The sequence below is a fragment of the Mycobacterium sp. 050128 genome (assembly GCF_036409155.1).
Lineage (GTDB): Bacteria > Actinomycetota > Actinomycetes > Mycobacteriales > Mycobacteriaceae > Mycobacterium.
Map to the genome: position 1 here is coordinate 3,353,852 of NZ_JAZGLW010000001.1, position 23,901 is coordinate 3,377,752.

At 67.1% G+C, this 23,901-nt stretch carries 19 protein-coding genes; 8 read left to right on the top strand and 11 right to left on the bottom strand.

Features of this window, described 5'->3' with window-relative positions; translation table 11 throughout:
• Positions 1-58: 58 nt before the first annotated feature.
• Together SKC41_RS16185 and SKC41_RS16190 are read right to left on the bottom strand one after the other, a co-directional pair.
• A complete protein-coding gene (locus SKC41_RS16185; protein ID WP_330978498.1) occupies positions 59-1,087 on the bottom strand; it encodes a hotdog fold thioesterase in 1,029 nt (342 codons plus the stop codon).
• Between the two features lie 120 nt (positions 1,088-1,207).
• Complete coding sequence (locus tag SKC41_RS16190) at positions 1,208-1,540, bottom strand: hypothetical protein (RefSeq protein WP_330978499.1); 333 nt, start codon at positions 1,538-1,540, stop codon at positions 1,208-1,210.
• Positions 1,541-1,734: 194 nt separating this feature from the next.
• Here SKC41_RS16190 and SKC41_RS16195 point away from each other — a divergent pair, with 194 nt between their 5' ends.
• On the top strand, positions 1,735-6,168 hold the full coding sequence (locus SKC41_RS16195) for a cation-translocating P-type ATPase (protein WP_330978500.1): 4,434 nt from the start codon (positions 1,735-1,737) through the stop codon (positions 6,166-6,168).
• A gap of 27 nt (positions 6,169-6,195) precedes the next feature.
• Entirely contained in the window at positions 6,196-6,675 is a 480-nt protein-coding gene (locus tag SKC41_RS16200) for a hypothetical protein (RefSeq protein WP_330978501.1), read from the top strand.
• Here the strand turns inward: SKC41_RS16200 and SKC41_RS16205 are convergent.
• The 6 genes from SKC41_RS16205 to SKC41_RS16230 all read right to left on the bottom strand — a co-directional run bounded on the left by SKC41_RS16205 (position 6,672) and on the right by SKC41_RS16230 (position 13,982).
• Positions 6,672-8,114, bottom strand: coding sequence for an HNH endonuclease signature motif containing protein (locus SKC41_RS16205; protein WP_330978502.1), 1,443 nt, complete (start codon positions 8,112-8,114; stop codon positions 6,672-6,674). The genes SKC41_RS16200 and SKC41_RS16205 overlap by 4 nt on opposite strands.
• Positions 8,115-8,211: 97 nt before the next feature.
• Entirely contained in the window at positions 8,212-9,711 is a 1,500-nt protein-coding gene (locus SKC41_RS16210) for a class I adenylate-forming enzyme family protein (protein WP_330978503.1), read from the bottom strand.
• Complete coding sequence (locus tag SKC41_RS16215) at positions 9,708-10,649, bottom strand: acyl-CoA dehydrogenase family protein (RefSeq protein ID WP_330978504.1); 942 nt, start codon at positions 10,647-10,649, stop codon at positions 9,708-9,710. The genes SKC41_RS16210 and SKC41_RS16215 overlap by 4 nt, the downstream gene beginning before the upstream one ends.
• A complete protein-coding gene (locus SKC41_RS16220) occupies positions 10,646-11,794 on the bottom strand; it encodes an acyl-CoA dehydrogenase family protein (protein ID WP_330978505.1) in 1,149 nt (382 codons plus the stop codon). The genes SKC41_RS16215 and SKC41_RS16220 overlap by 4 nt, the downstream gene beginning before the upstream one ends.
• A gap of 2 nt (positions 11,795-11,796) precedes the next feature.
• Positions 11,797-12,918: an acyl-CoA dehydrogenase family protein gene (locus SKC41_RS16225; RefSeq protein WP_330978506.1), complete on the bottom strand. Its 1,122-nt coding sequence runs from the start codon at positions 12,916-12,918 to the stop codon at positions 11,797-11,799.
• Positions 12,915-13,982: an acyl-CoA dehydrogenase family protein gene (locus tag SKC41_RS16230; protein WP_330978507.1), complete on the bottom strand. Its 1,068-nt coding sequence runs from the start codon at positions 13,980-13,982 to the stop codon at positions 12,915-12,917. Before SKC41_RS16230 ends, SKC41_RS16225 begins: the two co-directional genes overlap by 4 nt.
• A gap of 70 nt (positions 13,983-14,052) precedes the next feature.
• On the opposite strand from SKC41_RS16230, the gene SKC41_RS16235 reads away from it, so the two are divergent.
• Positions 14,053-14,937, top strand: a complete 885-nt coding sequence (locus SKC41_RS16235; protein WP_330978508.1) for an LLM class flavin-dependent oxidoreductase — start codon at positions 14,053-14,055, stop codon at positions 14,935-14,937.
• Here SKC41_RS16235 and SKC41_RS16240 read toward each other — a convergent pair.
• Together SKC41_RS16240 and SKC41_RS16245 are read right to left on the bottom strand one after the other, a co-directional pair.
• Positions 14,900-15,619 carry an SDR family oxidoreductase gene (locus tag SKC41_RS16240; RefSeq protein WP_330978509.1) on the bottom strand — a complete coding sequence of 240 codons (720 nt, stop codon included), beginning with the start codon at positions 15,617-15,619 and terminating at the stop codon, positions 14,900-14,902. The genes SKC41_RS16235 and SKC41_RS16240 overlap by 38 nt on opposite strands.
• A gap of 17 nt (positions 15,620-15,636) precedes the next feature.
• Complete coding sequence (locus tag SKC41_RS16245; protein WP_330978510.1) at positions 15,637-16,470, bottom strand: FadR/GntR family transcriptional regulator; 834 nt, start codon at positions 16,468-16,470, stop codon at positions 15,637-15,639.
• A 114-nt stretch (positions 16,471-16,584) separates the two neighbouring features.
• On the opposite strand from SKC41_RS16245, the gene SKC41_RS16250 reads away from it, so the two are divergent.
• Both SKC41_RS16250 and SKC41_RS16255 read left to right on the top strand, forming a co-directional pair.
• Positions 16,585-18,975 (top strand): CaiB/BaiF CoA-transferase family protein, encoded by a 2,391-nt coding sequence (locus tag SKC41_RS16250; RefSeq protein ID WP_330978511.1) that lies wholly within the window; start codon positions 16,585-16,587, stop codon positions 18,973-18,975.
• Positions 18,976-18,986: 11 nt separating this feature from the next.
• The gene (locus SKC41_RS16255) at positions 18,987-19,178 is read left to right on the top strand and encodes a ferredoxin (RefSeq protein WP_090604796.1); all 192 of its coding nucleotides are present in this window, start codon (positions 18,987-18,989) and stop codon (positions 19,176-19,178) included.
• Positions 19,179-19,265: 87 nt separating this feature from the next.
• Here SKC41_RS16255 and SKC41_RS16260 read toward each other — a convergent pair whose 3' ends face one another.
• Positions 19,266-20,564, bottom strand: coding sequence for a cytochrome P450 (locus SKC41_RS16260; protein WP_442931625.1), 1,299 nt, complete (start codon positions 20,562-20,564; stop codon positions 19,266-19,268).
• Between the two features lie 93 nt (positions 20,565-20,657).
• Between SKC41_RS16260 and SKC41_RS16265 the strand changes: the two genes are divergently transcribed.
• The 3 genes from SKC41_RS16265 to SKC41_RS16275 all read left to right on the top strand — a co-directional run bounded on the left by SKC41_RS16265 (position 20,658) and on the right by SKC41_RS16275 (position 23,841).
• Positions 20,658-21,767 carry a Rieske 2Fe-2S domain-containing protein gene (locus SKC41_RS16265; RefSeq protein WP_330978513.1) on the top strand — a complete coding sequence of 370 codons (1,110 nt, stop codon included), beginning with the start codon at positions 20,658-20,660 and terminating at the stop codon, positions 21,765-21,767.
• Positions 21,768-21,770: 3 nt separating this feature from the next.
• Entirely contained in the window at positions 21,771-23,354 is a 1,584-nt protein-coding gene (locus SKC41_RS16270) for an AMP-binding protein (protein ID WP_330978514.1), read from the top strand.
• Positions 23,355-23,415: 61 nt separating this feature from the next.
• Positions 23,416-23,841 (top strand): nuclear transport factor 2 family protein, encoded by a 426-nt coding sequence (locus tag SKC41_RS16275; protein ID WP_090604788.1) that lies wholly within the window; start codon positions 23,416-23,418, stop codon positions 23,839-23,841.
• Positions 23,842-23,901 lie beyond the last annotated feature (60 nt).

Below are 23,901 nucleotides of genomic sequence, written 5' to 3' on the forward strand. Positions count from 1 at the left end.
TGGATTCTCTTTGGGTGGTAACGACGTTACCACTTGCCCGCAATACCGTGTACCGGTGTCAGGTGTCCGCCCGGAGACCCTTGGGTGTCGCACCGTTGATGATGGCGAAATTCACCGTCGCCGTCGCGGCCACCTCGTCGTCGCCGTCGCCGTAGATGTCGATTTGCATGACCATCGCCCGCCGGCCGGCGCGCAGCATCCGGGGCACCGCGAACGCGGCGCCTTGCCGGATCGGGCGCAGATAGCGGACGAACAGATCCGCGGTCGTCATGGTGGTGCCCGGCTCTAGAAAATCCAGCCCGTACTGGCCCCCCGCGACGTCGACGAGGGTGGCGATCAGTCCACCCTGTAGTGCCCCAGAAGTGTTGACCACGTTCGGACTTACCGGCATCGTCATCGCGAATTCGCCGTTGCGGGAGCCCGCGCGCAGGCCGATTTGGGCGAACAGCTCGGCCAGCGAGGGCGGGCCGGTCTCGTCGTCGGTGTCGCGGATGCCCAGCGCGCGGCTGAGGAAGTCGTACAGCTGGCCGGCGTCGACCGGGGTTCCGTTCAATTCGGTGCCCAGCCAATGCAACCGCTGCGTTCCCATGATCGTCTGCATGACGATGGCCGCCGACGCCGCGACATCGAGCCCCGGGTTGAACACCCCCTCGGTGATGCCCTGCCCGACGATGTCGCGAATCAGTTGATGCAAGGGGGACAGCACGCGGGCGTATTCGCGGGGGCGCGTCTCGGCCAGATGCTGGTTATAGAGACCCAGCGCCCGGTTCAGGCTGTCCTGGGTGCTCGATTCCGGTTGCTGGCCGATGCGGTCGAGCAACAGCTTCAGCGCGGATGTGCTGTCCAGCCCGTTGGTCTCGGCGCGCCAGGTCTGTACCGATAGCGAAATGGTCCTGTCGAAAAGCGCGAGCAGCAGTTCGTCCTTGCTGCTGAAATGCTGGTAGAAGGCCCGCAGCGAGGTCTTGGAGCGGGCGACGATCTCCTGCACGGTGAAGTCGGTGCGCCCGGTCTCACGCAGGATCTCCACGGCCGTCTTGATGAAGCGGTCGCCGCGCGTCACCTCGGCTTCCTCGCTGGGGGCGGTCATGTGCGCTAGGTCCCCTTCCGTCGCGCAATGCGTGCGCGTCGAGAATGAGGTTACCGCGCGGGCCAGCGTGCCGTGGGGTGTCGGCCGCGGTGTGCCCGGCCGCCGGGATCGGGCGAAAGCCTATTCGGGGGTGTCGGTCTCGATGTCGATCGTCTCGATCTCGGTTGCGCCCTCGGTTTCGGTCTCGGGAGACCGCTTCTTCAGTTTGCTGGCGAGCAGCGCGACACCGCCGGCAGCGAGCAGGATTGGCCATTCGACGACGGCGATCAGGCCGACCGCCGCGGCGACGACGGCGGTCCGGGGGCGGATGTGGCCCTCCCGCATTCCGGTGCGAATGTCCCTCGTTGTAACGACGACGCCCTCGGCGACCGCGGTCCCGATCTGGCTAACTGTTGAAACCGTTTGGTCGGCAACCGAGTTCGCCGATTTAGTGGCTCGTTCGATGAGCGTCACTGTGGCCTCCCAAGATTCGAATTGTTGTGTGCGTGGGCAATAATTTGTCGTCCGTTTGCTTTTCAGAAGCTCTAAGTCGCGCTCTTAGATCCTCTCAGTCCCTACGGTGTAGCACGCACGTACTACTTCGACGAGTCTGCTGCGTGAATCTGCAATGTCAAAGCTAACTATCGCGAGAGGGCGTAAAGCGCACTATGGTCATCGAGCCGATCGTCTCGGGGCTTCGAATGGTGGTCGCAGGCGGCGCAGCCGCGGCAGCTGAGTTGTTGGGCGGGGACCGTCCCCGCCGCCGCTGGTCCGGCAATGGCCGGGGGTGGATTGAGCTGCGTATGCCCGAGGCGACCCGCTCGTCCGATTACGAGACCGTCCTGGAGAGGACGATCGGCAGCACCATCGGCGTCGCACGCACCCAGGTGAACTGGCCGCTGTCGCGCCTGATCGTCGACCTCGACGAAAACGGGCCTACCGTAGACGATTTGGCGCTGATGGTGGAGGCAATCGAACGGGCCTTCACTGCCAAGGCCGATCGAAACAAGCCGGCCGACGAGTTCGGTTCGCAGACCGCGCACCGGTTGTCGGTGATCGATATCCCCGGGGATGGCGCGGAGGTCGTCAACCGGATGAGTCTGCTGGGGGCCAAGGCCATCTCGCTCGGTGTGACCACGATCTTGCAGGTGACGCGGATGCCGAGACTGCCGCGGGCCTTCGCCGCCGCGACCACATTCGCCGAGGCGCAGCCCGACGTCCGCCGGGTCTTCGAGCGGGCCCTCGGGCGCGGGCGCGCCGACGCACTGCTCGCGTTGGGCACCGCCGTCACCCAGTCGCTCGGCCACACCCCGTCGGTGATCGCCGCCGACATGTGCCTTCGGAGCCTGCGCCTCATTGAGGCGCTGTCGGCCGTGGAAGCCTGGAACGAGCACGAACCCCACCTTGCGCTCAGCGCGCAGTGTGAGCCGCACCCGGAAACGTCACGGCCCCGTCCGGTGCCGGACACCGCCTCGGAGAACTACGCCCGTGCAGCAACCGCGGCGGGCCTTGCCGGCGCCATCGCCCTGACGGTCAGCGGCGGCGCGATGCTGGCGAGCGAGGCGGTCATCGTCGCCGCGCCGCGGGCGCTCAACTACGCCCGTGAGTCGTTCGCCACCACGTTCTGCGCCGGCCTGAACCGCTACCACCACACGCTGGTGATGCGACCCGACGCGATCCGCCGCCTCGACGGTGTCGATGTGCTGATCGTCGAGCCCGCGGTGCTGATCGGTGAGACCATGCGCGTTGCCGAGATCAGCGGCGTCGACGGCGAACTGCGCACGAAGGTATGGCAGTGCGCCCAAACGGATGTCAACGACGGTCTGCTCGGCCCGGGCGTCCACACCGGTTGCTCGTTGTCACCCGCGCATCAGCTGCCGGAGCTGGAGGACCTCGAGGTCGTGGTGGCGCGCAACGCCGACCCGTACGCCGAACCACTGATGGCCGCGGCGCGTGGCGCCGATCTCAAGCTCATCTCGGTGGATCAGGCCGATGCCGGCCACCTGCGCGGGACGTTCGACGAACTGCTGCCGTTCGACAACGACGACGTGGACCTCACCATCTTCGGAGCGGTCCGGCAATTGCAGGCCGACGGAAAGATCGTCGCGGTGATCGGGCGTGACCTTCGGCTCGCCTTCGCGGCCGCGGACCTCGCGCTGGGGGTTTGGCCGGCCGGGCGGGCGGCGCCCGCATGGACGGCCGACGTCCTGATTCCGAATCTGAAGGTTGCCTGCCGGATTATCGATGCCATCCCCGCGGCCAAATCGGCCGCGCGGCGAGGCGTCGAGTTGGCCGCTGCCGGAACGCTTCTGGGTTCGCTGACGTTGTTGCCCGGGGTTCGGGCAGCGGGCGTGCGGCCCAGCATCGCGGCCGCCGCCATCGCGCTGATCCCCGGATACGTGATCGGGCGGGGGGTGGCGATGCAGCCCGATCCGGCCGCTGCCGCCGACACCGAATGGCATGCGCTGGATGCCGACCAGGCGCACGAACAGATTCGGGTGCTGTGGCCTGAGCTCGCCAACGGTCCCGTCGCTGCCGTGCCACAGCTGCCGAAAACCGGGACACAGGCGCTGGTCGCCAGACTCGCGGACAGCGGTAAAGAAGTCGTGGACGCGATGTGGCACGAGATGCAGGATCCGCTCACCCCGATCCTTGCCACCGGCGCTATGGCGAGCGCGCTCGTCGGTTCGCCGATGGACGGTGTGCTCGTCGGGATCGTGCTCGTTGGGAGCGCCGCGATCGCTGCGGCGCAGCGACTCAGCTCGGATCGTCAGCTGAACAGGATGCTCAGCGCCCAGACGCCGCCCGCACGCGTCGTCACCGGCCCCGACCAGTTCGAACTCGTACCCACCGAGCAATTGACGCCGGGAACCATCGTCGAAGTCCGGTCCGGCGAGCTGGTCCCCGCCGACGCCCGCGTGCTCCGCGCGGTCGCCGTCGAGGTGGACGAATCGTCGCTGACCGGTGAGTCATTGCCGGTGACCAAGAACCCCGCACCGACGCCGGGTCGTCCACTGGCCGAACGCGCCTGCATGATCTACGAGGGCTCGACGGTGCTCAGCGGCGTGTGCCGCGCGGTGGTCGTCGCGGTCGGCGACGCGACCGCCGCGGGCCGGGCCATGGCCCTGGCTCCGCGGCGGCGCGACGAGGTGGGCCTGCACGCCCAGCTGGCGGCGGTGACCGCGAAGGTGCTGCCGTGGACCCTCACCGGTGGTGTGGGCGTGATTGCCACCGCGTTGCTGCGGGGATCGGGCATCAAGGAGGCCGTCACCAGCGGGGTGTACTGCGCGGTCGCCGCGGTGCCGGAAGGCCTCCCGTTGGTGGCGACGCTGGCTCAGCGCGAGGCGGCCAGGCGATTGACCGAGCGCAATGTTCTGGTCCGTGCGCCGCGGTCGGTCGAGACGCTGGGTCGCGTCGAGGTGGTCTGCTTCGACAAGACCGGGACGCTCAGCGAAAACCGGTTGGTGGTAACGAATATCTCCGCACAGCCGGGTTTCGACGAGGACGTGATTCTCGAGCGCGCGGCACTGGCCACCCCGGTGGCGCTGACCGAGCACGCTCCGCTGCAGGCGACGGATGCCGCGGTGGTCAACCGGGCCGGAAGCCAGCCGAAGCGCGACCGCGAACTGCCGTTCCGCGCCGGCCGGGCCTACGCGGCCGGGCTGGACGGCGACACCCTGGCGGTCAAGGGTGGACCGGAAATCGTCCTCTCGGCGTGCGTCGAGGGTCTAGACGACGACCTTCGCGAGGAGCTGTTGGCACACGTCCACGGCATGGCGACACAGGGCCTTCGGGTGATCGCGGTCGCCGACAAGACGCTGACTGAGGATGAGCTCGAGATCGCTCAGGACAAGGGCCTGGAACCGTTGTGCCGCAACGGACTTCGCCTGCTGGGCTTCCTTGGGATCACCGACACGCCGCGGCCCGACGCGCGGGAGCTCCTGCTTGGGCTGGCTAAACGGGACATCGGTGTGCGCGTGATCACCGGTGACCACCCGGCTACCGCGCGCGCGATCGCGCGCGAGATCGGGCTCGACGTCCCCGAGGACTGCATCATCACCGGCGCGCGCTGGGAGCGGTTGTCGATCGCCGAGCGGGCCGAGGTCGTCAAGACCAATGTGATCTATGCGCGCATGTCGCCCGAGCAGAAGGTCCAGATCGTCCAGCAGATCAGCAATTCCGGGGTCGTGACCGCGATGGTGGGCGACGGCGCCAATGACGCCGCGGCCATCCGTGCAGCGGCCGTGGGCGTGGGTGTGTCCTCGCACGGCAGCGACCCGGCGCGCGGCGCCGCGGACGTGGTGCTGACCGAGGGCCGCGTCGGAAGCCTTCTCGAGGCGATCGAGGAAGGGCACCGGCTGTGGCAGCAAGCGCAGGCCGCGGTTGGAATGTTGTTGGGCGGCAACGCCGGCGAAGTGGCTTTCAACATGTACGGGACGATGGTCCGGGGCATGGCGCCGCTGACAGCACGGCAGATCCTGCTGGTGAACATTCTGACCGACGTCTTTCCCACGACGGCCGTCGCGGTGAGCGCGGTGCGCAACATGCGACCGCCGTCGGAGCGCGGGATCAACATGGACGATCTGATGGAGACCGTCGCTATCCGCGGCGCCGCCACCACGATTGGCGCAAGCGCCTCGTGGAGCCTGGCCACCTTTACCCGCGCCGCCCCGCAGCGTGCGGCGACGGTCGGTCTGGTGGGCTTGGTCACCACGCAGCTCGGCCAGACGTTGCTGGATTCGCGCGATCCGCTCGTGGTCAGCACTGTCGCCGGCACTTTCGTCGCGATGGCCGCCCTGATCACAACCCCAGGTCTGAGCCAACTCGTCGGTTGTGTGCCGCTGGGTCCGTTGGGGTGGATCGAAGGTGTGGCCCCGGCCGCGGCGCTGACCGTGCTCACGGCGGCCAAGCCGGACCTGTTGATCCGGATGGCGTCGATGATCGGGAAACGCGTATCGAAGTACGGCGGGGAGGCCGACAACGTCTTGAACAACATGGTGGGTTCGCTCACGACGTGGGCCCAGGAGCTCCCGGGTATGGACAGCGGCAATGGCGCCAAGGGTGACCGGGCACACCAATTGGCACTCACACCAGCCGGTTAACCGACGACACAACGGAGAGAGACAGACATGACCACGCTGGACGAAGAACAAAACGGCTCGGCTGCAACGGATTCCGACTCGGACAAGCTCCATGACGAGCTGCACGACGAATTGCATGACGAACTCCATGACGAGCTGCACGATGAGCTCCACGAAGAGCTGCAGGAAGAGCTGCAGGAAGAGCTCCGTTTCGGACCGACCTTTGCGCAGCGGTGGGCGGCCTACGCCGAGGCGCACCCGAACTCCAAGCGCGCCCGGACCCTGCGCACCCTGCGGGAGCTGGAGACACGGTCGATCGATTTGCCGATCATCGGAAGGTTCCACCGGCCCGACAAGCACGACATCGTCTACGTCGCGGGACTGACTGCCTTGCTGGTGTTCGGGGCCGTCGAGCTGCCGATCGCCATCGTCGTACTGGGCGGCCACGTACTGGTCAAGCAACACTCCAGCCGTTCGCTGGCCGCGGTCGGTGAAGTCATGGAAGACGTCTTCGGCCACCACGTCTAGAAGGGTGGTGGCTCGCCGTCGGGCAGTCGGCCCTGTGGCGTGAGCTGTGTTGCGGCCGAGGCGGTCTGGAGTCGCTCGCGGGCTTGCCGGTTTAGCCGTCGTTCGGCGGTGACGTAGTTGGCGTGGCTTTGGGCTCGGGTGCGGCGCCGCTGCGGCATCATGGCGTAGCGATCGGTGCACGGCTCGGGTCGAACGCGCGCAACCACCTCGCCGGTAGGCGCGCACAAGTCGGGAAACAGCAGTGCGCTGCCGGGAGTGGTCACGTAGGTGCGCCCGGACGGCGACGTCCAGATGACCGTGCCGTCGGGGAGCTGCCGATCTCGCCATCCCCAAAATGTTTTGACCAAATGATGTTGGCGGCAAAGGCATTTCAGGTTTGATGCGTGGGTGGCGCCGCCTTGCGCATGCGGAATGGTGTGGTCGAGATCGGTTTCGGTGGCCGGCTTGTCGCAGCCGGGGAACCGGCAGGTCAGGTCCCGGCAGCGCACAAAATCGGCCAGTGCCTGCGACGAAACGTACCCGCGTTCCGCCGGCGCACAGCCGGGCTGGGTCAGCGGGCGCAGCCTTGCCGAATCCGCCAGTTGCGCAACCAACTCGGCCGGGATGAGGGCATCGGTGCCGATCAGCGCGGCGGGCTCCGGTGCGGTCCCGTCGACGCTGGACTGGCTGGCTACTACGTGGATCACCACGGGGCTCGGTACCGGCGATGTGGCGGCGGGACACGTCGGCTGCCGGCACCGGCACCGGAGTCTTTCCGCACCGGCCGCCAGTGCCGCCAAGGCATCGGCCCGGCGCTGCTTCACGGTGCGCGTATCTCCGTCACACACGCTGTGCGCCAATGCATTTAACCGTGCATCCACCACACGGGCGTCGGTGGTGACGAGCCGTCCGAACACCTCGGTCAAGCCGTTGCCGCCGTCCCAGAGTGAGAACTCGCGATCCGCCTGCTGCTCACGGGCGCGGCGCACCGCGTCGCGGTCTGCCCGCGCTACGACTCGATCCACCGCCGCGCTCAGCCGGCCGCGAGTCATCGACGGCCACCGTCGCACCCTCGTCGCGAGCTCCGTGTCGACTGCTGCCATCACGTCGGAGTCGGTGATCAGGTCCGTGCGATACACGATCGTCTGGAACGTCGAATAGCTGATCTCGCCGGCGATCAACGCGGTGCCGATGCGGGGCAGTCGATTTCGCATGGCTCGTGAATAGTTGAGATAACTCGACGCGAGCGCCTGGCTGATATTCAGCGCCGCCGCGACCTCCGCCGAAATCGCGTCCCAGGTGTCGCTCACCCAGGACTCCCGCTCCCCGCACTCGCGCAGCCGTAACGCGTCGAGTTCTCCGATCGCCGCGAGCCGCGCACCGGCCGCCCGGTTCTCCGCAAGCGACGCCGCGCAGATCCGATCGATCACTGCTGCCGATTCTTCGCACCGCTCGAACATACGTTCGATCATACAAAGCGGGTCCGACAACTTTTGCCTGTGGAACCGTCGCCCGCCGCGGGTTACCGCTACACGCGGCGATCAACGACGTCGATCCTCAGCCCTCCCGGGCCTTGATCATCGCCGAGCGATTGACCTTCGTCGCCGCGGTCCGAGGTATCGCATCGACGAACTCGACCGTCTTGGGCGCCTTGTAAGGTGCGAGCCGGTCCTTGGCGTGCTCGATCACCTGCTGCTCGGTGAGCTCCGCGCCGTCGGCGGCTTGCACGACCGCGTGCACGCGGCGTCCCCACCGCTCGTCGGCGAGTCCGATGACCACGACGTCGGCGATGCCGGGGTGCCCCGCGAGCGCCGACTCGACTTCGGCGGGAAAGACATTCGCACCGCCGCTGACGATCATGTCGACCCGCCGGTCGACGATGTAGAGAAAGCCGTCCTCGTCGAGATGACCGATGTCGCCGGCGGAACGGAATCCGTCGTCGGTCGACGGCAGCGGCGGCGCCCCGCCCAGATACCGGTAGCCCGCGCTCATCACCGAGCGCAGGTAGACCTCACCGTGTTCGCCGGGGCCCAGCGGGTTCTTGTCGGCATCCAGGATCCGGATCTCGGTGTCGCGGAAGCCGCGTCCGACACTGCCGGGGTGCGCCAGCCACTCGTCACCGCGTAATGCGGTGAGGCCGAGATTCTCGGTCATGCCGTAGGCCGTCACGATCTGCTCGGGGCTGAGCAGCTCGAACCAGGTGTGCAGCAGCGACGGCGGCATCACCGCGGCGCCCTGCAGGATGAACACGACGCTGGACAGGTCGCGCTGCCGGATGTCGGGCAGGGCCGCGATGCGCGCCAGCATGGTCGGCGTGGCCGTGAAGTTGGTGACCCGATACCGCTCGATCGCATCGACAAACACTGCCGCATCGAACTTTTCGAGGATCACCAGATGGTCGCCGCTGAGCAGCATCAGGAAGGTCGCGAAGCCGTTGGTGTGATACATCGGTGCGGGCACCAGGATCGTCTGCGGCTTGTCCACCGGCGTCCAGTTGGACAGAAAGGGTTCGCCGTGCTGCGGTATCCACAGCGACGGAGCCAAGCTGAGGATCACTTTGGGTACGCCCGTCGACCCGCTGCTACAGATTCCGTTGGCATGGGGGGAAACTGCCTCGGGCAGGGGGCTGGTCGATTCCCCGGCGGCCCGGGCTTCCAACTCCCATCGGGTGTCTTCGTCGACGACGACGGCGGGGTCGATCACCGCGCGCACCCGATCCCGCTCCCATTCGGGCAGATCCCAGTGCATGGGAATCGGGACCGCGCCGATTTTCCAACACCCCAGCGCGGCCAGCACCAGGTGTTGTGAGTTCGGGATAGCAAGCGCGACAAGCGAACCCGTTTCAGCTCCGCAGGCGGCCAGCGCCCGTCCCCACTGGTTGGCGCGGGCTTCGAGCTCGCTAAAGCTCAGCGTCTGGGCGGTGCCGTCCAGCGCGACAATCGTCACCGCGGGCTTGTCGCCCAGCTCCTCGGCCAGCTCGGCCAGTTTGGTTCCGAACGGGACTCCGTCTTCGAAAGGATTCGGCGTCACCCCGGCCGTGGCGGACTCCGTCGTCATGCGGGCTCCGAAACCGGTTCGCTGAACAGGGTCTCCAGCGAGCCGTCGCGGACGTCGGCGATCAGGCGCAGCCCGAGGGCCTCGGCGCCCAGGGGAAGGCGGATCAGCGGCTGGGTGTGCCGGTCGAGCACGCTGACATCGGACTCGTCGCAGAAACCCAGCGCCCCAAGCAGCTGGTGCGAGGTGCGCAGCACTTGCCGTGCGGTGTCGGTGGCCTTGAACCGCAGCACCAGCGCGTCTGCGGAATGCACCTGCGCCGGCAGCGATTCGGGGCGGCAAATGGTGTATTTCGCCAGTTCGTGCAGGCCGCGTACCGCGACGGAGGCATCCGCGACGGCGAATCGGACGGCCTGGAAGTCCGCCAGCGGTTTGCCGAACTGGATGCGGGCCTGCACATGGTCGGTGACGATCTGCAGCGATCGCTGCATCGCTCCCAGAATCCGCCATGATCCCAGCACGAGATGAAGATTAACGTCGGCGGCCGGAACTGTCCCGTCGGGTGCGCTGATTGAGGCCGGCACCAGGAACGGCCCCAATTTGGCGCTGGTTCGCGACGCGATCTGTAGCCGATAGCGATTGCCGTCCAGGTCGGCGGCGATCCAGTCGCCGGGCAGGTCGCCGTGGTCGATGCGCGGCGCCTCGGGGTTGACCAGGGCCAGCCGGGCACCGTCGATCGCCAGCAGCTCCTCGACGAGCGGATAGGGCAGCGCGTGCGCACCGGCGGTTTGGCACAGCACCGCCGCGGCCAGCACGTCGTCGGGATCGGACCGGACGTCGAGTTCGAACGCGCCGAGCTCGCTTAGGGCGCCGCGCGCCGCGTCCCGCACGCTGTCGTCTTGCTCGGCCCGCAGCGCGGCCGGTGGTCCGCCCAGCCGGTCGAATCGCTTGGCGGCGACGGCCGCGAAGTCGTTAATATCTTGTGGCAGTGTGGTTTTCACCGGCGTTCTCCCAGAGCGTCTCGGGCGACCAGCATCCGCTGCACCTCGATGGTGCCCGATGCCACGGTGGCCGCTTGTGCGTAGCGCCAATGGTCTTCAATCGCCCCGTGCAGTGCCGACGACGCCCCGCTGTCCAGCGCTATCGGTCCCAGCACGTCGAACAGCAGCTCGGCGACCTGTTGATCGCAGGTGGTGGTCGCGATGCGGGCGGCGCTGGCCGCCGCCCCCGCCGATGGGTCGTCCTGCAGCGACACCGCGCGGTATGCCAGCAGCCTGGCCACTCGCAAATCGACAAGTGCCCGGACCCACCGCGCCCGAAGTGATTCGGGCAGCCGGTCCCAGTCCTCGCCCAGCTCGCGTTGCATGCGGTGCAGCAGCGACTCGCAGCGTGCATAGCGTGCGATGCCGACGCGCTCGAACGCGAGCGCTTCGCGCATCACCCGCCAGCCGTCACCGGGCTCACCGAGGACGTCACCGGGATGCGCCGGCACGTCGTCGAGGAACATCTCGTTGAGGTGATGCGGGCCCAGCATCGACGGGATCGGCCGTACCGTTAATCCGGGTCGATCCATCGGGATCAGAAAAAGGGTGAGCCGCTTGTGCTTTGGCGCGTCGGGATCGGTGCACGTCGCGAGTACGCACCACGACGCCATCTGAGCGTACGACGTCCACACCTTCTGGCCGGTGATGCGCCAACCCTCGCCGTCGGGAACGGCGCGGGTACGCAACGAGACCAGGTCGGATCCGGCCTCCGGCTCGGAAAAGCCTTGGCACCAAATCACATCGCCAGAGGCGATAGCCGACAGGTGTTTGGCCTTCTGCTCTTCGGTGCCATAGCGCATCAGTGCCGGACCGACCCAGTTGATGCCCATGTATTGCGGACCGCGGGGCTCGTGCTGGGCCCACATCTCTTCGCGTAGCACGGTCTGCTGCCAGACCGAACCACCGCCGCCGCCATGCTCTTTTGGCCAGGCCAGCGCCAGCAGCCCCTCGACGGCCAGCAGCTTGCAGAACGTCTCGGTAGTGGCGAGGTCCGCCGGATCCTCCGTGCAGGCCCCGAGGAAGTCGGGTGGCACGTGGTGAGCGATTAACTCCCGCAGGCGGTGTCGCAGTTCGACGGCGTCGTCGCCGAGGTCGTAATCCATCATTATCCCTTCGGCAGCCCGAGCAGTCGCTCGGCGATGATGTTGCGCTGCACCTCCGACGTTCCGCCGTAGATGGTGGCGGCGAGTGCGTCCTGGCGTTCGAACAGCAGATCCGGGTCGCTGGCCGAGCTCGCTCCTCCGGCGGCGGCGGCGAGTTCCCAAACCCGTTGCAAAGTAACCGATCCGAGCAGCTTCATGATGTCGGCTTCCGGGCTGTTCCGGCCGGCCAGTTCGTTGCTCAGTGCTCGGTATCCGGTGGCCCGCAGCGCTTCGGCGTCGGCCAGCAGCGACCCGAGTTCGGCGCACAGATCCTGGCCGTCCTCGCCGGCGCCGTGACTTGTCCCGCGCACCGCGTCGAGTCCGCGCTTGATTTCGACCCAGTTCATGATCCAGATCATCTGGCGTTCGTGGTGCAGCGACGACAGCGCGACGTTCCAGCCGCCGTTGACCGGGCCCAGCAGGTTCTGCACCGGGATCTCGACGTCGTCGAGGAAGACTTCGCAGAACGTCTCATCGGAGATCGACGACATCCGGATGGGTTCGATGCGCACGCCGGGGGAGTGCAGGTCGAGGATCAGGCACGAGATGCCACGGTGCTTGGGCGCGTCCGGATCGGTGCGGGCATACAGCGTGCACCACCGTGATTCGTGGGCCTGTGTGGTCCAGATCTTATGACCGTTGACCCGGAAGACGTCTGCGTCCTGCTCGGCGCGGGTGCGCAGTCCGGCGAAATCCGATCCGGCTTCCGGTTCGGACATGCCCAGCGCCCACCATTCGTCGCCGCGCAGCAGCGGCACCAGCAGGCGCTCGATCTGGGCGGGCGTGCCGAACTCGCGGATGCCGGGCGCGGCGACGCCCGGCCCTTGAACGTTGGGCAACTTGGGCGCCGACCGCAGGGCGCCCTCGATCCGTATCTCCATCGCGTCGCGCAGGCCCAGCGATCGGCCGCCATGCTCACGCGGCCAGGTCGGCTGGATCCACCCGGCTTCGAACGCGGCCCGCTGATGGTCGCGGCGCAGCGGGATGTCCCAGCGATACCGGCGGTAGTTCTCGTAGTAGTCGTTGGGCAGGAATGCGGCTAACCAGTCGACGTACTCGGCGACCACCTCGGATGGAGTCGTCATGCCGCACCGCCGGCGACGAAGCGGCAGCCCACCTGGTGGTAGAGCGCGCGACTGTCTCCCAACTGCGCCGCACCCTGCCAGGCATGCCGGACATAGAGGTGGGCGTCGTGCTCCCAGGTCTGCCCCAGCGCGCCGTGCACCTGGACGGCGGTGCGGGCACAGTTGGCCGCGGCGTCACCGGCCGCCGCCTTGGCCAATGCCGCGGCCGTCCAGGCGTCCGCGGGTGCGGTGTTCGCATCGGCGAGGCCGGCCGCGGCCGCGTAGGTGAGGCTGCGGGCGCGCTCGACGCCCACATAGTTGTCGGCCAGCGCGTGCTTGATTCCCTGAAACGCCCCGATCGGTGTGCCGAACTGACGGCGCGACTTCGCGTGCTCGACGGACAGGTGCAAAGCGGCGCTGGCGGTGCCGACCAGATCGGCTGCGACGGCCACCATCGGTGCGGTCAGGGCCGACTCGAGGTCGACGGGCGCGAAGGCGACGGGTTCGGCGTCGATCTCCACGTCGGCGAGCGGGTGCGCGGGGTCGGTGGATTCGCCCGCGGTGATCGTCACGCCGTCGCCGGTGCGCACCACCACGGCGACATAGCCGTCGAGGGATTTGGCCAGCGTGACGATCAGCTCTGCCCGAGCCGCGTTGGGGACCGAGACCGCCCGGCCGCGCACCCGTCCGTCGCGCAGTGTCAGCGGTGGCCCGGGCAGCCGAGATCCCTTGGCGTGCACCGCCAGGGTGGCAACGACGCCGCCGGCGATATCGGTGAGCTCCTTGTCCAGACCACAGGACCGCAATACACCCGCGGCCAAACCGACGCTGCTGAGCAACGGAATTGGGGCCAACGCGGCACCGCACTCCTCGAGAACAAGGGCCTGCTCGACGGGCCCGAAGTCACTGCCTGCGGGCGCAGCGAGTTCGGTCCAACCCAAGTCGACTACGGTCTTCCACAGAGCGCGCCAGCGCTCCGGGTCCGTCAGGGCCTGCCGGGCGGCATCGGGAGGACATTCGGTACGCAGAATGTCGCGCACGGTGTCGCGCAGCGACAGCTGATCCGAAGTCAGTCCGACATCCATAAGACCCCTAACATAATAAAGATAGTAAACTAGCCGCGCTGTTGCAATCGGCACGAGCATAGGTGGGCGCATGGTCGAGTGGTATCTGTTCCTGCCGCAGGTGCGGTTGTCGGTGGGCGACATCACGGAACGGGCCCGGGCGGCCGAAGCCAGTGGCTTCGACGGAATGGCGTTCATCGATCACCTCGAGGCTCCCGGGCTGCCCGGCGAAAGTATTTGGGAGGCAATGGCCGTCGCTACCTGGGTGGCGGCCAAGACCGAGCGGCTGCGGATCGGACATCTGGTGCTGTGCGACGCCTTTCGGCATCCAGCCGTGCTCGCCAAGCAAGCCGTCACCCTGTCGGACGCATCGGACGGCAGGTTCGATCTGGGCCTGGGTTCGGGATCCTGGCCCGCCGAGTTCACCAGATTCGATGTCGGTCAGCAGGATCCGGTGGCCCGCGTTGTGCAGCTTGGCCGTCACCTGGCCCTGATCAGGCAGTACTGGGGCGATGAAACCAAGGGGGCGGCCAGCGACGACGGCGCGGTTCAGTTACCCAGGCGCAACCATCCGATACCGCTGGTGCTGGGTGGCAGCGGGCCTCGCATGATGGAACTTGTTCGCAATCACGCGGATTGGTGGAACCTGCAGGCCGACCACATCGACCGGCTGCCCAAGCTGGCCCCGTCGGTGGGCAGCGCCCGAATCTCGGTGCAGCAGATGATCGGGTTCGCACACTCGGGTGCCGACCCCGAGACCGTGCGCGAGGTCAGCACCCGGCGCTTCGGCGTGCTCGGGGCGGGGCTGGTATGCGGTGACGCGGACGAGCTGACCCGGCATTTCGCGGACCTGGCCGCCCAGGGGGTCGAGCGGTTCTATGTGTGGTTCGCTGATTTCGCGAAGCCGGAGTCGCTGCACGAGTTCGGCGAAACGGTGATCAAGCCGTTCCCTGACGCCGGCGGCGGGCTTCGCTAGGAACGACCGGCGGCCGGGCGTAGGGACCCCGCTGCACCGCGGACAGCCGGATCTCCGGCAGATCGACGGACGGGTCCACGGTGTCCAGCCAGGCGACCGCCCCGGCGACATCGGAGATCTGAATCGCGAACATCTCGAAGGGAACGTCGGCCAACATCTCGGTTTCCACTGGGCCCGGCGTGACGATGTGCACGGCGATGCCGTCGCGGTCGACTTCGAGCGCCAGGGCGCGGGCGAACGCGTTCATGCCGGCTTTCGACGCGGAGTAGGCGGTGCGGGCCATCATCGGCTCGTGAGCGGCCGACGACGAGATGAATACGAACCGGGATCCGGGGTGCATCCGCGGCAGCATCGCGGCGGTCACCACGAAGCACGAATCCAGGTTGGCTTTGATGATGGTCTGCCACTGCTCGAAAGTCTGCTTGCGCGCATACGTTCCGCCGAGCGCGCCGGCGGCGTGAACGACAAGGTCGACCGTCTCCAAAGTGCTTATCGCAGTGGCGAATCCGTCCGGATCGGATGCGTCGGCCACGATGTGACGGGCCCCGATCTCCTCGGCGGCCGCGCGTAATGGATCCTCGCGGCGGGCCACCAGGACCACGTCGTAACCGAGTTCGGCGAGCTTGCGCCCGCAGCCTTTTCCGATCCCGCCGCTGCCGCCGGTGACCAACGCGGTTCGCATGTCGATGGGTGGCTTCCTCAGGACTGCCGGAGATCGCGCGGGCGTGACCCTGAACGAGAATGAGCCTGCGGCGAAAGCGCATAGATCCGTTGGCTGGGCCGACCGGCCAGCACATAGGTCTGCGTATCGGCGAGGTGACGTCCCGCGATGCGCCGCGCCCGGTCGACGTCGCCCTCCGCAATGGTCTCGGCCAGCTTGACGTGGGTGTTGAGGACCGCACGCCGCTGGGTCAGCGAGGGATAGGTGCCGCGCGCCGCGCTCTCGTCGGCCCATTGACGCTCGTGGCTGCTCCACAGCGTCTCCAGGCTGCCGACGACCGCGATGATGGTGTGGTTTCCGCAGCCCTGCACGATGAGATCGTGGAACTGGCGGCCGATTTCGGTGAACAGTCGTCCGTCGTCGAGGTGCTCGGCCATCGAATCGTTGACCTGCTTGAGTTCTGGCACCAGGGTGTCCGCCCGGTCCGGCCGCTGCGCCGCCAGTGCGGCGCACGCGGGCTCGAGTTCCTGCAACGCCATGCCCAGGTCTTCGACCTGAACGGCCTCGCTCTGCAGCAACAGTCCGAGCATGTAGGCCGCGCTGGTCTTGGCCGGTGCGTGCACGACGGCGCCGCCACGGTTCCCGCGGCGCACCGACACCAGGCCCTCGGTCTCCAGAATGCGCAGCGCCTCGCGCAGCGAGACCAGGCTGACGTTGAACTGTTCGACCAGTACTTCCTGGCGCGGCAGCAGATCGCCGTCGGCGAGGTCGCCGTCGATGATCTGCCGGCGCAGTTCGTCGGCTACGATTTCGGCGATCCTCGGCGCCGACAACCGGCGACGGGCATCGGGCCCAATTCCCAGGGTGGTCATCCAATCCTCGCAGGAGCAGCGGGAAGAGCGGCGAGCGCGCACTCAGCTGGCTTAGCTATTTTAGCAGTAATGATATAAATAGCATCTCTGATCGCGTGTCGATCGGAAGGGCGGATGCAATTGAGCCAGGGGTCTGACGACCGTCCGACACCGCTGCACGAGCTGCGGGTCGTCGAGATCAGCGACCGGATAGCTGGCAGCTACTGCGGCAAGTTGCTGGTCGACGCCGGGGCGCGGGTGCGCAAAATCGAACCGCCGCAAGGCGATTGGCTGCGGCGCTATTCGGCGTCGTGTTCGCCGGTGCCCGACGACCAGGCGTCGCCGTTCTACAGCTACCTCAACGCCGGCAAGCAGAGCATGACGTTTGCGCCCGGCTCGCAGCGTTTGCGTGCCGAATTGGCGGCCGCCGACGTGATCATCCTCACCGCCGGCCGGTCGCGCGCCGCAGCGCTGGGCATCGATCCGCGTCGGCTGCTCGCGGACGCACCGCAGGCGGTAGTCGTCACGATCTCCGACTTCGGCTGGACCGGACCCTATGCCGACCGCGCTGCCAGCGAGTTCACCCTGCAGGCATGGGCCGGCTCGCCCGGTTTCCGCGGCGATCCGGCCGGGCCCCCGATCTCGATCGGTGGCGACCTGGGGGAGTACATGGGCGGTGTGTTCGCCGCGTTCGGCGCGCTGGCCGTGCGTCGTCGCGTCGAGCACGGCGGTCCCGGTGAGCATCTCGACCTCTCGATGCTCGAGGCGATGACGCTGATGCAGAGCAGCGAATGGCTGCATTCGCAGTTGTTGCGGGTGCCGCCGATCAGCCGCACCACCGAAGTCCCGTCGATCGAGCTGGCCAAGGACGGCTACGTCGGGATCACCATGGTGACCGGTCAGCAATGGCTCGACTTCCTGGCGATGGTCGAGTGCCCGGCCCTGGAAGAGATTGAGCACCTGCGTTTTCAGATCGGCCGGTGGGCCTATCGTGACCTGATTCGCGAGCAGATCGGCCCGTGGTTGGCCGAACGCACCGTCGCGGAGATCGTCGAGCTCGGCCAACTGTTCCGGCTGCCGATCGCGGCACTGGGTAACGGCGCCACCATCCGGGAAATGGAATACGCCACCGAACGCGGGGTATTCCGGCGCAACCCCGCCGGCTTTCATCAGCCCCGCGCGCCGTGGCTGATGTCGGCGTGCGCGGCGGCCCCGGTCGGCGAGACCGCCGCTCCGGGCGCCGACAACGACGAATCACCCTGGCGCACAAGGGGACCCGAAGCCGAGGCGGCGTCGCGGACCCGGCCGCTGGAAGGGGTCCGGATCGTCGACCTGACCGCGTTCTGGGCCGGGCCGGCGGCAACCCACCTGCTGGCGGCGTTCGGCGCGGAGGTGATCAAGGTCGAGTCGATCCAGCGTCCCGACGGCATTCGGTACTCCGGCGGGATGCGCAAGGACGTGGACGACTGGTGGGAGTACGGCTGGGTGTTCCACGCGATGAACACCAACAAGCGTTCGGTCACATTGGATTTGGGCTCCGAAGAGGGGCGGCGGCTGTTCAAGAAACTGGTGGCCGGTGCCGACGTCGTGATCGAGAACTTCTCACCGCGCGTGATGGACCAGTTCGGCCTGACCGCCGACGTGCTGCTCGGGGTCAATCCCAAGCTCGTCGTCGCCCGGATGCCCGCGTTCGGGTTGGACGGCCCGTGGCGCGACCGGGTCGGATTTGCCCCCACGATGGAACAGCTCGCCGGGCTGGCCTGGGTGACCGGACTGCCCGATGCCCCGCCGGTGGCGCCGCGCGGCGCCTGCGATCCGCTGGCCGGGGTGCACGCCGCCTTCGCCGTGCTGGCCGCGCTGAGCTTCACCGAACGCACCGGAACGGGTCAGCAGCTGGAGCTACCGATGCTCGAGACGGTGCTCAACGCCGCCGCGATACAGGCGATCGAATACGAGGTATACGGAAAGACTCTGAGCCGCAACGGCAATCGTGGTTTCGGGGGATTGATCCAGAACCTGTACCGGTGTACCGGCGACGACGATTGGATCGCGGTCACCGTGCGCGACGACCAGCAGTGGTCCGCACTCGTCGATGTGATGGGGCGCCCGGCCTGGTGTGACGAGGGTCTGGGCACCGCCGACGGACGACGCGAGCGCGCCGACGACATCGACGACCGGCTGCGGCAGTGGTTCGCCGCGCAGCCCCTGGAGTCGACGGTGGAGCGGCTGGCGAGCGCGGGCGTGCCTGCGGCGCCGGTGGTCTCGCCGTCGCTGGTGACCGAGAATCCCCAACTGCGCGACCGGGGCTTTTTCGAAGAGCTGCAGCACGCGAGCATCGGGTCGGCCCTGTATCCGTGCCCGCCGTTCGCTTCGCTTACCGGACAGGATCGGTGGCTGCTTCGCCCACCGCCGCTGCTGGGCGAGCACAATGGAGAAGTACTGCGCGATCGGTGCGGGCTGACCGACGAAGAACTGGCGAACCTCGCTGCCGGCGGCGTGATCGGAACCCGCCCGAAGGGCCTATAAGGAGGCAACTGATGCGCGTGACCGTCGACGAGACCTTGTGCGAGGCCAACGGCTTTTGTGAATCGCTGGCCCAGGACATCTTCGAACTGGGCGACGAGGACGTGGTGCAGATTGCGGACGGTCCGGTGCCGCCGGATCGCGAGATTGACGTGCGCGCCGCCGTGGAGCAATGCCCCAAGGCCGCACTGCGCTTGCAGGACTGACTCGCCTGTCGACGGCGAGCGCCGGAAAGGCCCGAGTGTGGGGGTGCCCCAGTCGCGCCGCGACGGGGGAGAGTCGGGCAATCTGACTCAGCGCCGTTCGGTCAGGGAGATCGGCATCTCGTCGTAGATCGACATGTTGGTGGTCAGGTTCGGATACGACACGGTGGCCTGCCCGATTTCGATGCGATCGCAGCGCAGCAGCAGCTCGTCCAGCACGGCCCGTAGCTCGGCGCGTGCCAGCATCGCGCCCAGACAGTGGTGCGGCCCGCCGCCGCCGAACGCGACGTGCGGGTTGGGTTGCCGGCCGATGTCGAAGGTGAACGGCGATTCGAAGACCTCCTCGTCGCGGTTGGCCGAACGCAGCATCGACACCACCCGTTCGCCCGCGGGGATGTGCTGGCCGTCCATCTCCACGTCGACCTTCGCGGTGCGGGTCCAGTACGCCACCGGGGAGGCCCAGCGCAGCACCTCCTCGACGGCGCCGGGCCGCACCGCTTCATCCGCGCGATAGCGTTCGATCTGCTCCGGATTGGCGACGAACGCCTGTAGCCCCATCGCCAGAGCGTTCTTGGTGGTGTCGCTGCCGGCGAACGCGAGCACGAAGAAGAAGAACTCCAGCTCGTTTTCGGGCAGGCGAAACTCCTCGCCGTCGTCGCCGGTGATCACCGCGGTCGCCAGCGTGCTCCAGATGTCATCGGTCGGGTTGTCGCGCTTGTGGGCGGTCAGCTCCATCGCGTATGCGAAGACCGAGCCGAAGAGCTCGAGCTCTACCTTCCCGCTCGGACCTGCCTCGGGTGCGAGCGCCTTCAGAATGCGGTCGAAGATGTCGAAGATTCGCGGCCGGTCTGCGTCCGGGATGCCGATGATGTCGCCGATCACCGTCATCGGCAACGCGTCGGCAACGTCGGAGATCCAGTCCCCGCCGCTCGTGGCGAGCAACGCGTCGACCAGCTGCGCCGCTCGCGCCCGGATGCCGTCCTCCAGCTTGGCGATCGCGCGTGGATTGAAGGCGTTGGAGATGAGTTTGCGGCGCTTGTTCAGTTCCGGCGGGTCCAGCGTGATGATCGTTGGGGACGACGAGAACAGGGCGACCGGCTGGATGAGCGGGCCGTCGGCCGCGGTGAACGATTCGGTGTCGCGGTGCAGGCGCACCGCATGCCGGTGCTTGGTCGCGACCCAGAATTGGCGCTTGACCGTGTCGGCGACACCCGGTGTCAGGTCGTGCCGGAAAAGTGGCCTGGTGTGCCGCAACTCGGCGAACAATTCGTCGGGAAAACCGTTACGCCACAACGCGAAATCGGCTAGGTCCACTGCAGCAGTAGTCATGTGAAACCCCGCTCGCTCTCCAGCCACGCGACATCCGGCAGCCGCCGCATTGACGTTCAATGATTAAAATAGTAAAAATAGACTTTAGTCGCCCAAACGCGGTGAGGTAAGAGCGGCCCAAATGCGCCCGGCCGCGTGGGAAACGGAGTTCTCGTGACGAATACGATCTCAGAGACGGACCCGTCGGAACAGGAGTTCGGACAGTCCGGCATTGCGTTGTCCACCTATCGGTTCCCGACCGGGTGGTTCATCGTCGCCTTCGCCGACGACGTCAAGCCCGGCGACGTCAAGCGCCTGCACTACTTCGGCGAGGAGCTGGTGTTGTTCCGCACGGCTTCCGGCAAGGTCAACGTGCTGGACGCCTACTGCCAGCACCTCGGCGCCAACATGGGCGTCGGCGGCACCGTCGACAACGAGAACATCGTCTGTCCCTGGCACGGCTGGCAGTGGCGCGGCGACGGCAGCAACGCGCTGATCCCGTACAGCAAGATCGGCTGCAAGAACAACGTCCGCATCCGCACCTATCCGACGATGGAGTGGTACGGCTTCGTCCTGGTCTGGCACGAACGCCACGGCCGGGCACCGTACTGGCAGCCGCCGGCGCTGCCCGAACTGGAAACCGGCGAGTACTACCCGCTGCACCCGCACAGCCGGATGCTCAACCGGGTCAAGGTGCACGCGCAGATGATCATCGAGAATGCGGCCGACCCGTATCACGTGCAGTACGTACACAAGGCCGCTAACCCGGCCAATACGGCCTCGTTCGAAGTGGCGGGCTATCACCTGCACGCCACCGTCAACGCCCACTTCGGTGGGGGCCGGGCCAAGACGTGGTTGACGCCCAACGGGCCGGTCGACGCCAAGATCGTTTACGACAATTACTCTTTGGGGCTGGGGCTCGTCCGCTTCCCGAGTGACCTGGTGGCCACCATCGAGGTCACCGGCCAGACGCCGGTCGACGAGGACTACACCGACTACTTCTATACCCAGGCTTCCGTCCGCGAGCCCGGCGACACCGGCGACGAGCCCACTGGCCGGGCCGCGAAATTCCTGGCGCTGCAACAACAAGTCATCAAACAGGACTTCTTCACCTGGGAGAACATGAAGTACCTGGAGAAGCCGAACCTGGCTCCCGAGGAGGCACGCGACTATGCGGCGCTGCGGCGCTGGGCGCACCGCTTCTACCCGGACGTCGAGCCGTCGCCTCACGACTTCGGGTACACCGCCGGCGGCGAGCCCGACCCGGCGGCCGCGAAAGCCTAAGTGATGCATTCGGTTCGGAGTAAGCCCCCGGGCCCCTCCGATTTCGGCGTGGCTCGTTTCACCGTTCCGGACGTGTTGGATCGCCGGGCCGAGCAGTACCCCGATCGGGTGATGATGTCGATCGCCGGGATCGAGGTGACGTTCGAGCAGATGCGGCAGCGCTCCTGCGCGGCGGCGAACATGCTCAGCGAATTAGGCGTGGGCCGCGGCGACGGGGTGGCGTTGTTCACCGGAACCTGCCCGGAATGGGTGTACTTCTGGCTGGGTGCGGCCCGCGTCGGCGCGGTGAGCGCGGCGGTCAACGCCGCGAACAAGGGAGACTTCCTGCTGCACAGCCTGCAGTTGGCGCGGGCCAAGGTGATTGTCACCGACCCCGAGCGCCGTGTGCGCGTCGACGAAGTTGCCGACCGGCTGGACACGGTGACCGACGTTGTGGTGCAAGATGATTCGCTTCGTGCGGCCCTCAACGCCGGAGCTGCCCGCGGTGCGGACAACCCGGCGCGGCACGGGGAGGTGGGGGCGTTGTTCTACACGTCGGGCACTACGGGACCGTCGAAAGCCGTTGCCACAACCTGGAATTACCTGTTCTCGGTGGCCGCGACGGTTGCGTCGGCCTGGGAGTTGCAAGCGGGGGAGGCGTTGTGGACGGCGATGCCGTTGTTCCACTTGAGCGCCGCGCCCAGCGTGCTGGCCCCGATGCTGGTGGGCGCGACGACCGTGTTGGCGCAGTCCTTCCACCCCGGCCAGGTGTGGGATGACATCCGCACCCACGACGCGGTCGGCTTTGCCGGGGCCGGCGCGATGGTGTCGATGCTGTACAACCAGCCCCCCGACCCGAGCGACGCGGAGCTGCCGCTGCGGTTCATCTCCGCCGCGCCGATCGACGCCGGCTGCTACCACGACATCGAAAAGCGTTACGGCTGCCGCCTTGTCACGATGTACGGGATGACCGAGGCCTTCCCGATCGCGGTCAAGGGCGTGTCCGACGAGGGGGTGCCCGGAACATCGGGCCGGCCCAATCCCAACTTCGACGTGCGCATCGTCGACGACGACGGGAACGCGCTGCCCGCCGGCGTTGTGGGCGAGATCGCCTGCCGGGCCCGGCACCCGCACGTGATGAGCGAGGGCTACCTAGGCCAGGACGCGCGGGTGGACCCGCACCCGGAATGGTTTCGCACCGGTGATCTCGGCCGACTCGACGCCGATCAGAACCTGACCTATGTGGACCGCATCAAGGATTCGCTGCGCAGGCGCGGCGAGAACATCTCCTCGGTCGAAGTGGAACGGGTCGTGATGGGTCATCCCGCCGTCGCCGAGGCCGCAGCGATCGGGGTGCCCAGCGAATTGGGCGAGGACGACATCCTGCTCGTGGTCGCGCCGTGTCCGGACGCGGTGCTGGATTGCGCCGAGTTGCTCGACTTCTGCGCCGAGCGGATGCCCTACTTCTGCGTGCCCCGGTACGTCGACCAGGTCAACGAACTCCCGAAGAACGTTATCGGGCGGGTACGTAAAGATTTATTGCGCGCCAAAGGTTTAAGTTCAGGGGTCTGGGATCGCGAAGAATACGGATATATTGTTAAGCGGTAAGTAAAGTCGATGTTACGTAGTTCGTTTCTTTTTTCCTTCGGGGAGAGGCTGGCGAGTAGAAATGACCTTGTCCTACCAGCAGGAACAGTTCCTGCACGCCGCGACTGGCCGCGATGCGATCTTGAATCTGAACGCCCGGCACAATCGCGCATACTCCGACGGCGACCGCGATAGCTGGATCGCGACGTTTCGTCATTCCGGTGCCAGCTTCGTTCGTGACGGTGAACTGTTCGCCGACCTTCGGCTGGCCTTCGACGGGGGCGAAGGGCAACGGTTGGTGACCATCGATCACGAGATCGCGGTCGACGGTGTCCACGCGATGCAGCGTTGTGTCGCGGTGCTGTTCTCCGCCGCCTTCGGCGACACCACGCTGCGCGCCACCGGGACTTACCGGGATGAGCTGATCTACGAGCGCGGCGGCTGGTACTACACGTCGCGCAACCTCTCCTGGGATGTGGTGCCGAGCCGGCATCCGCTCGTCATGTAAGCGGCACCGATACGTGGATTCGGATCTCAGCTATCAATTAGCCTTCGGCACCTACGAAGA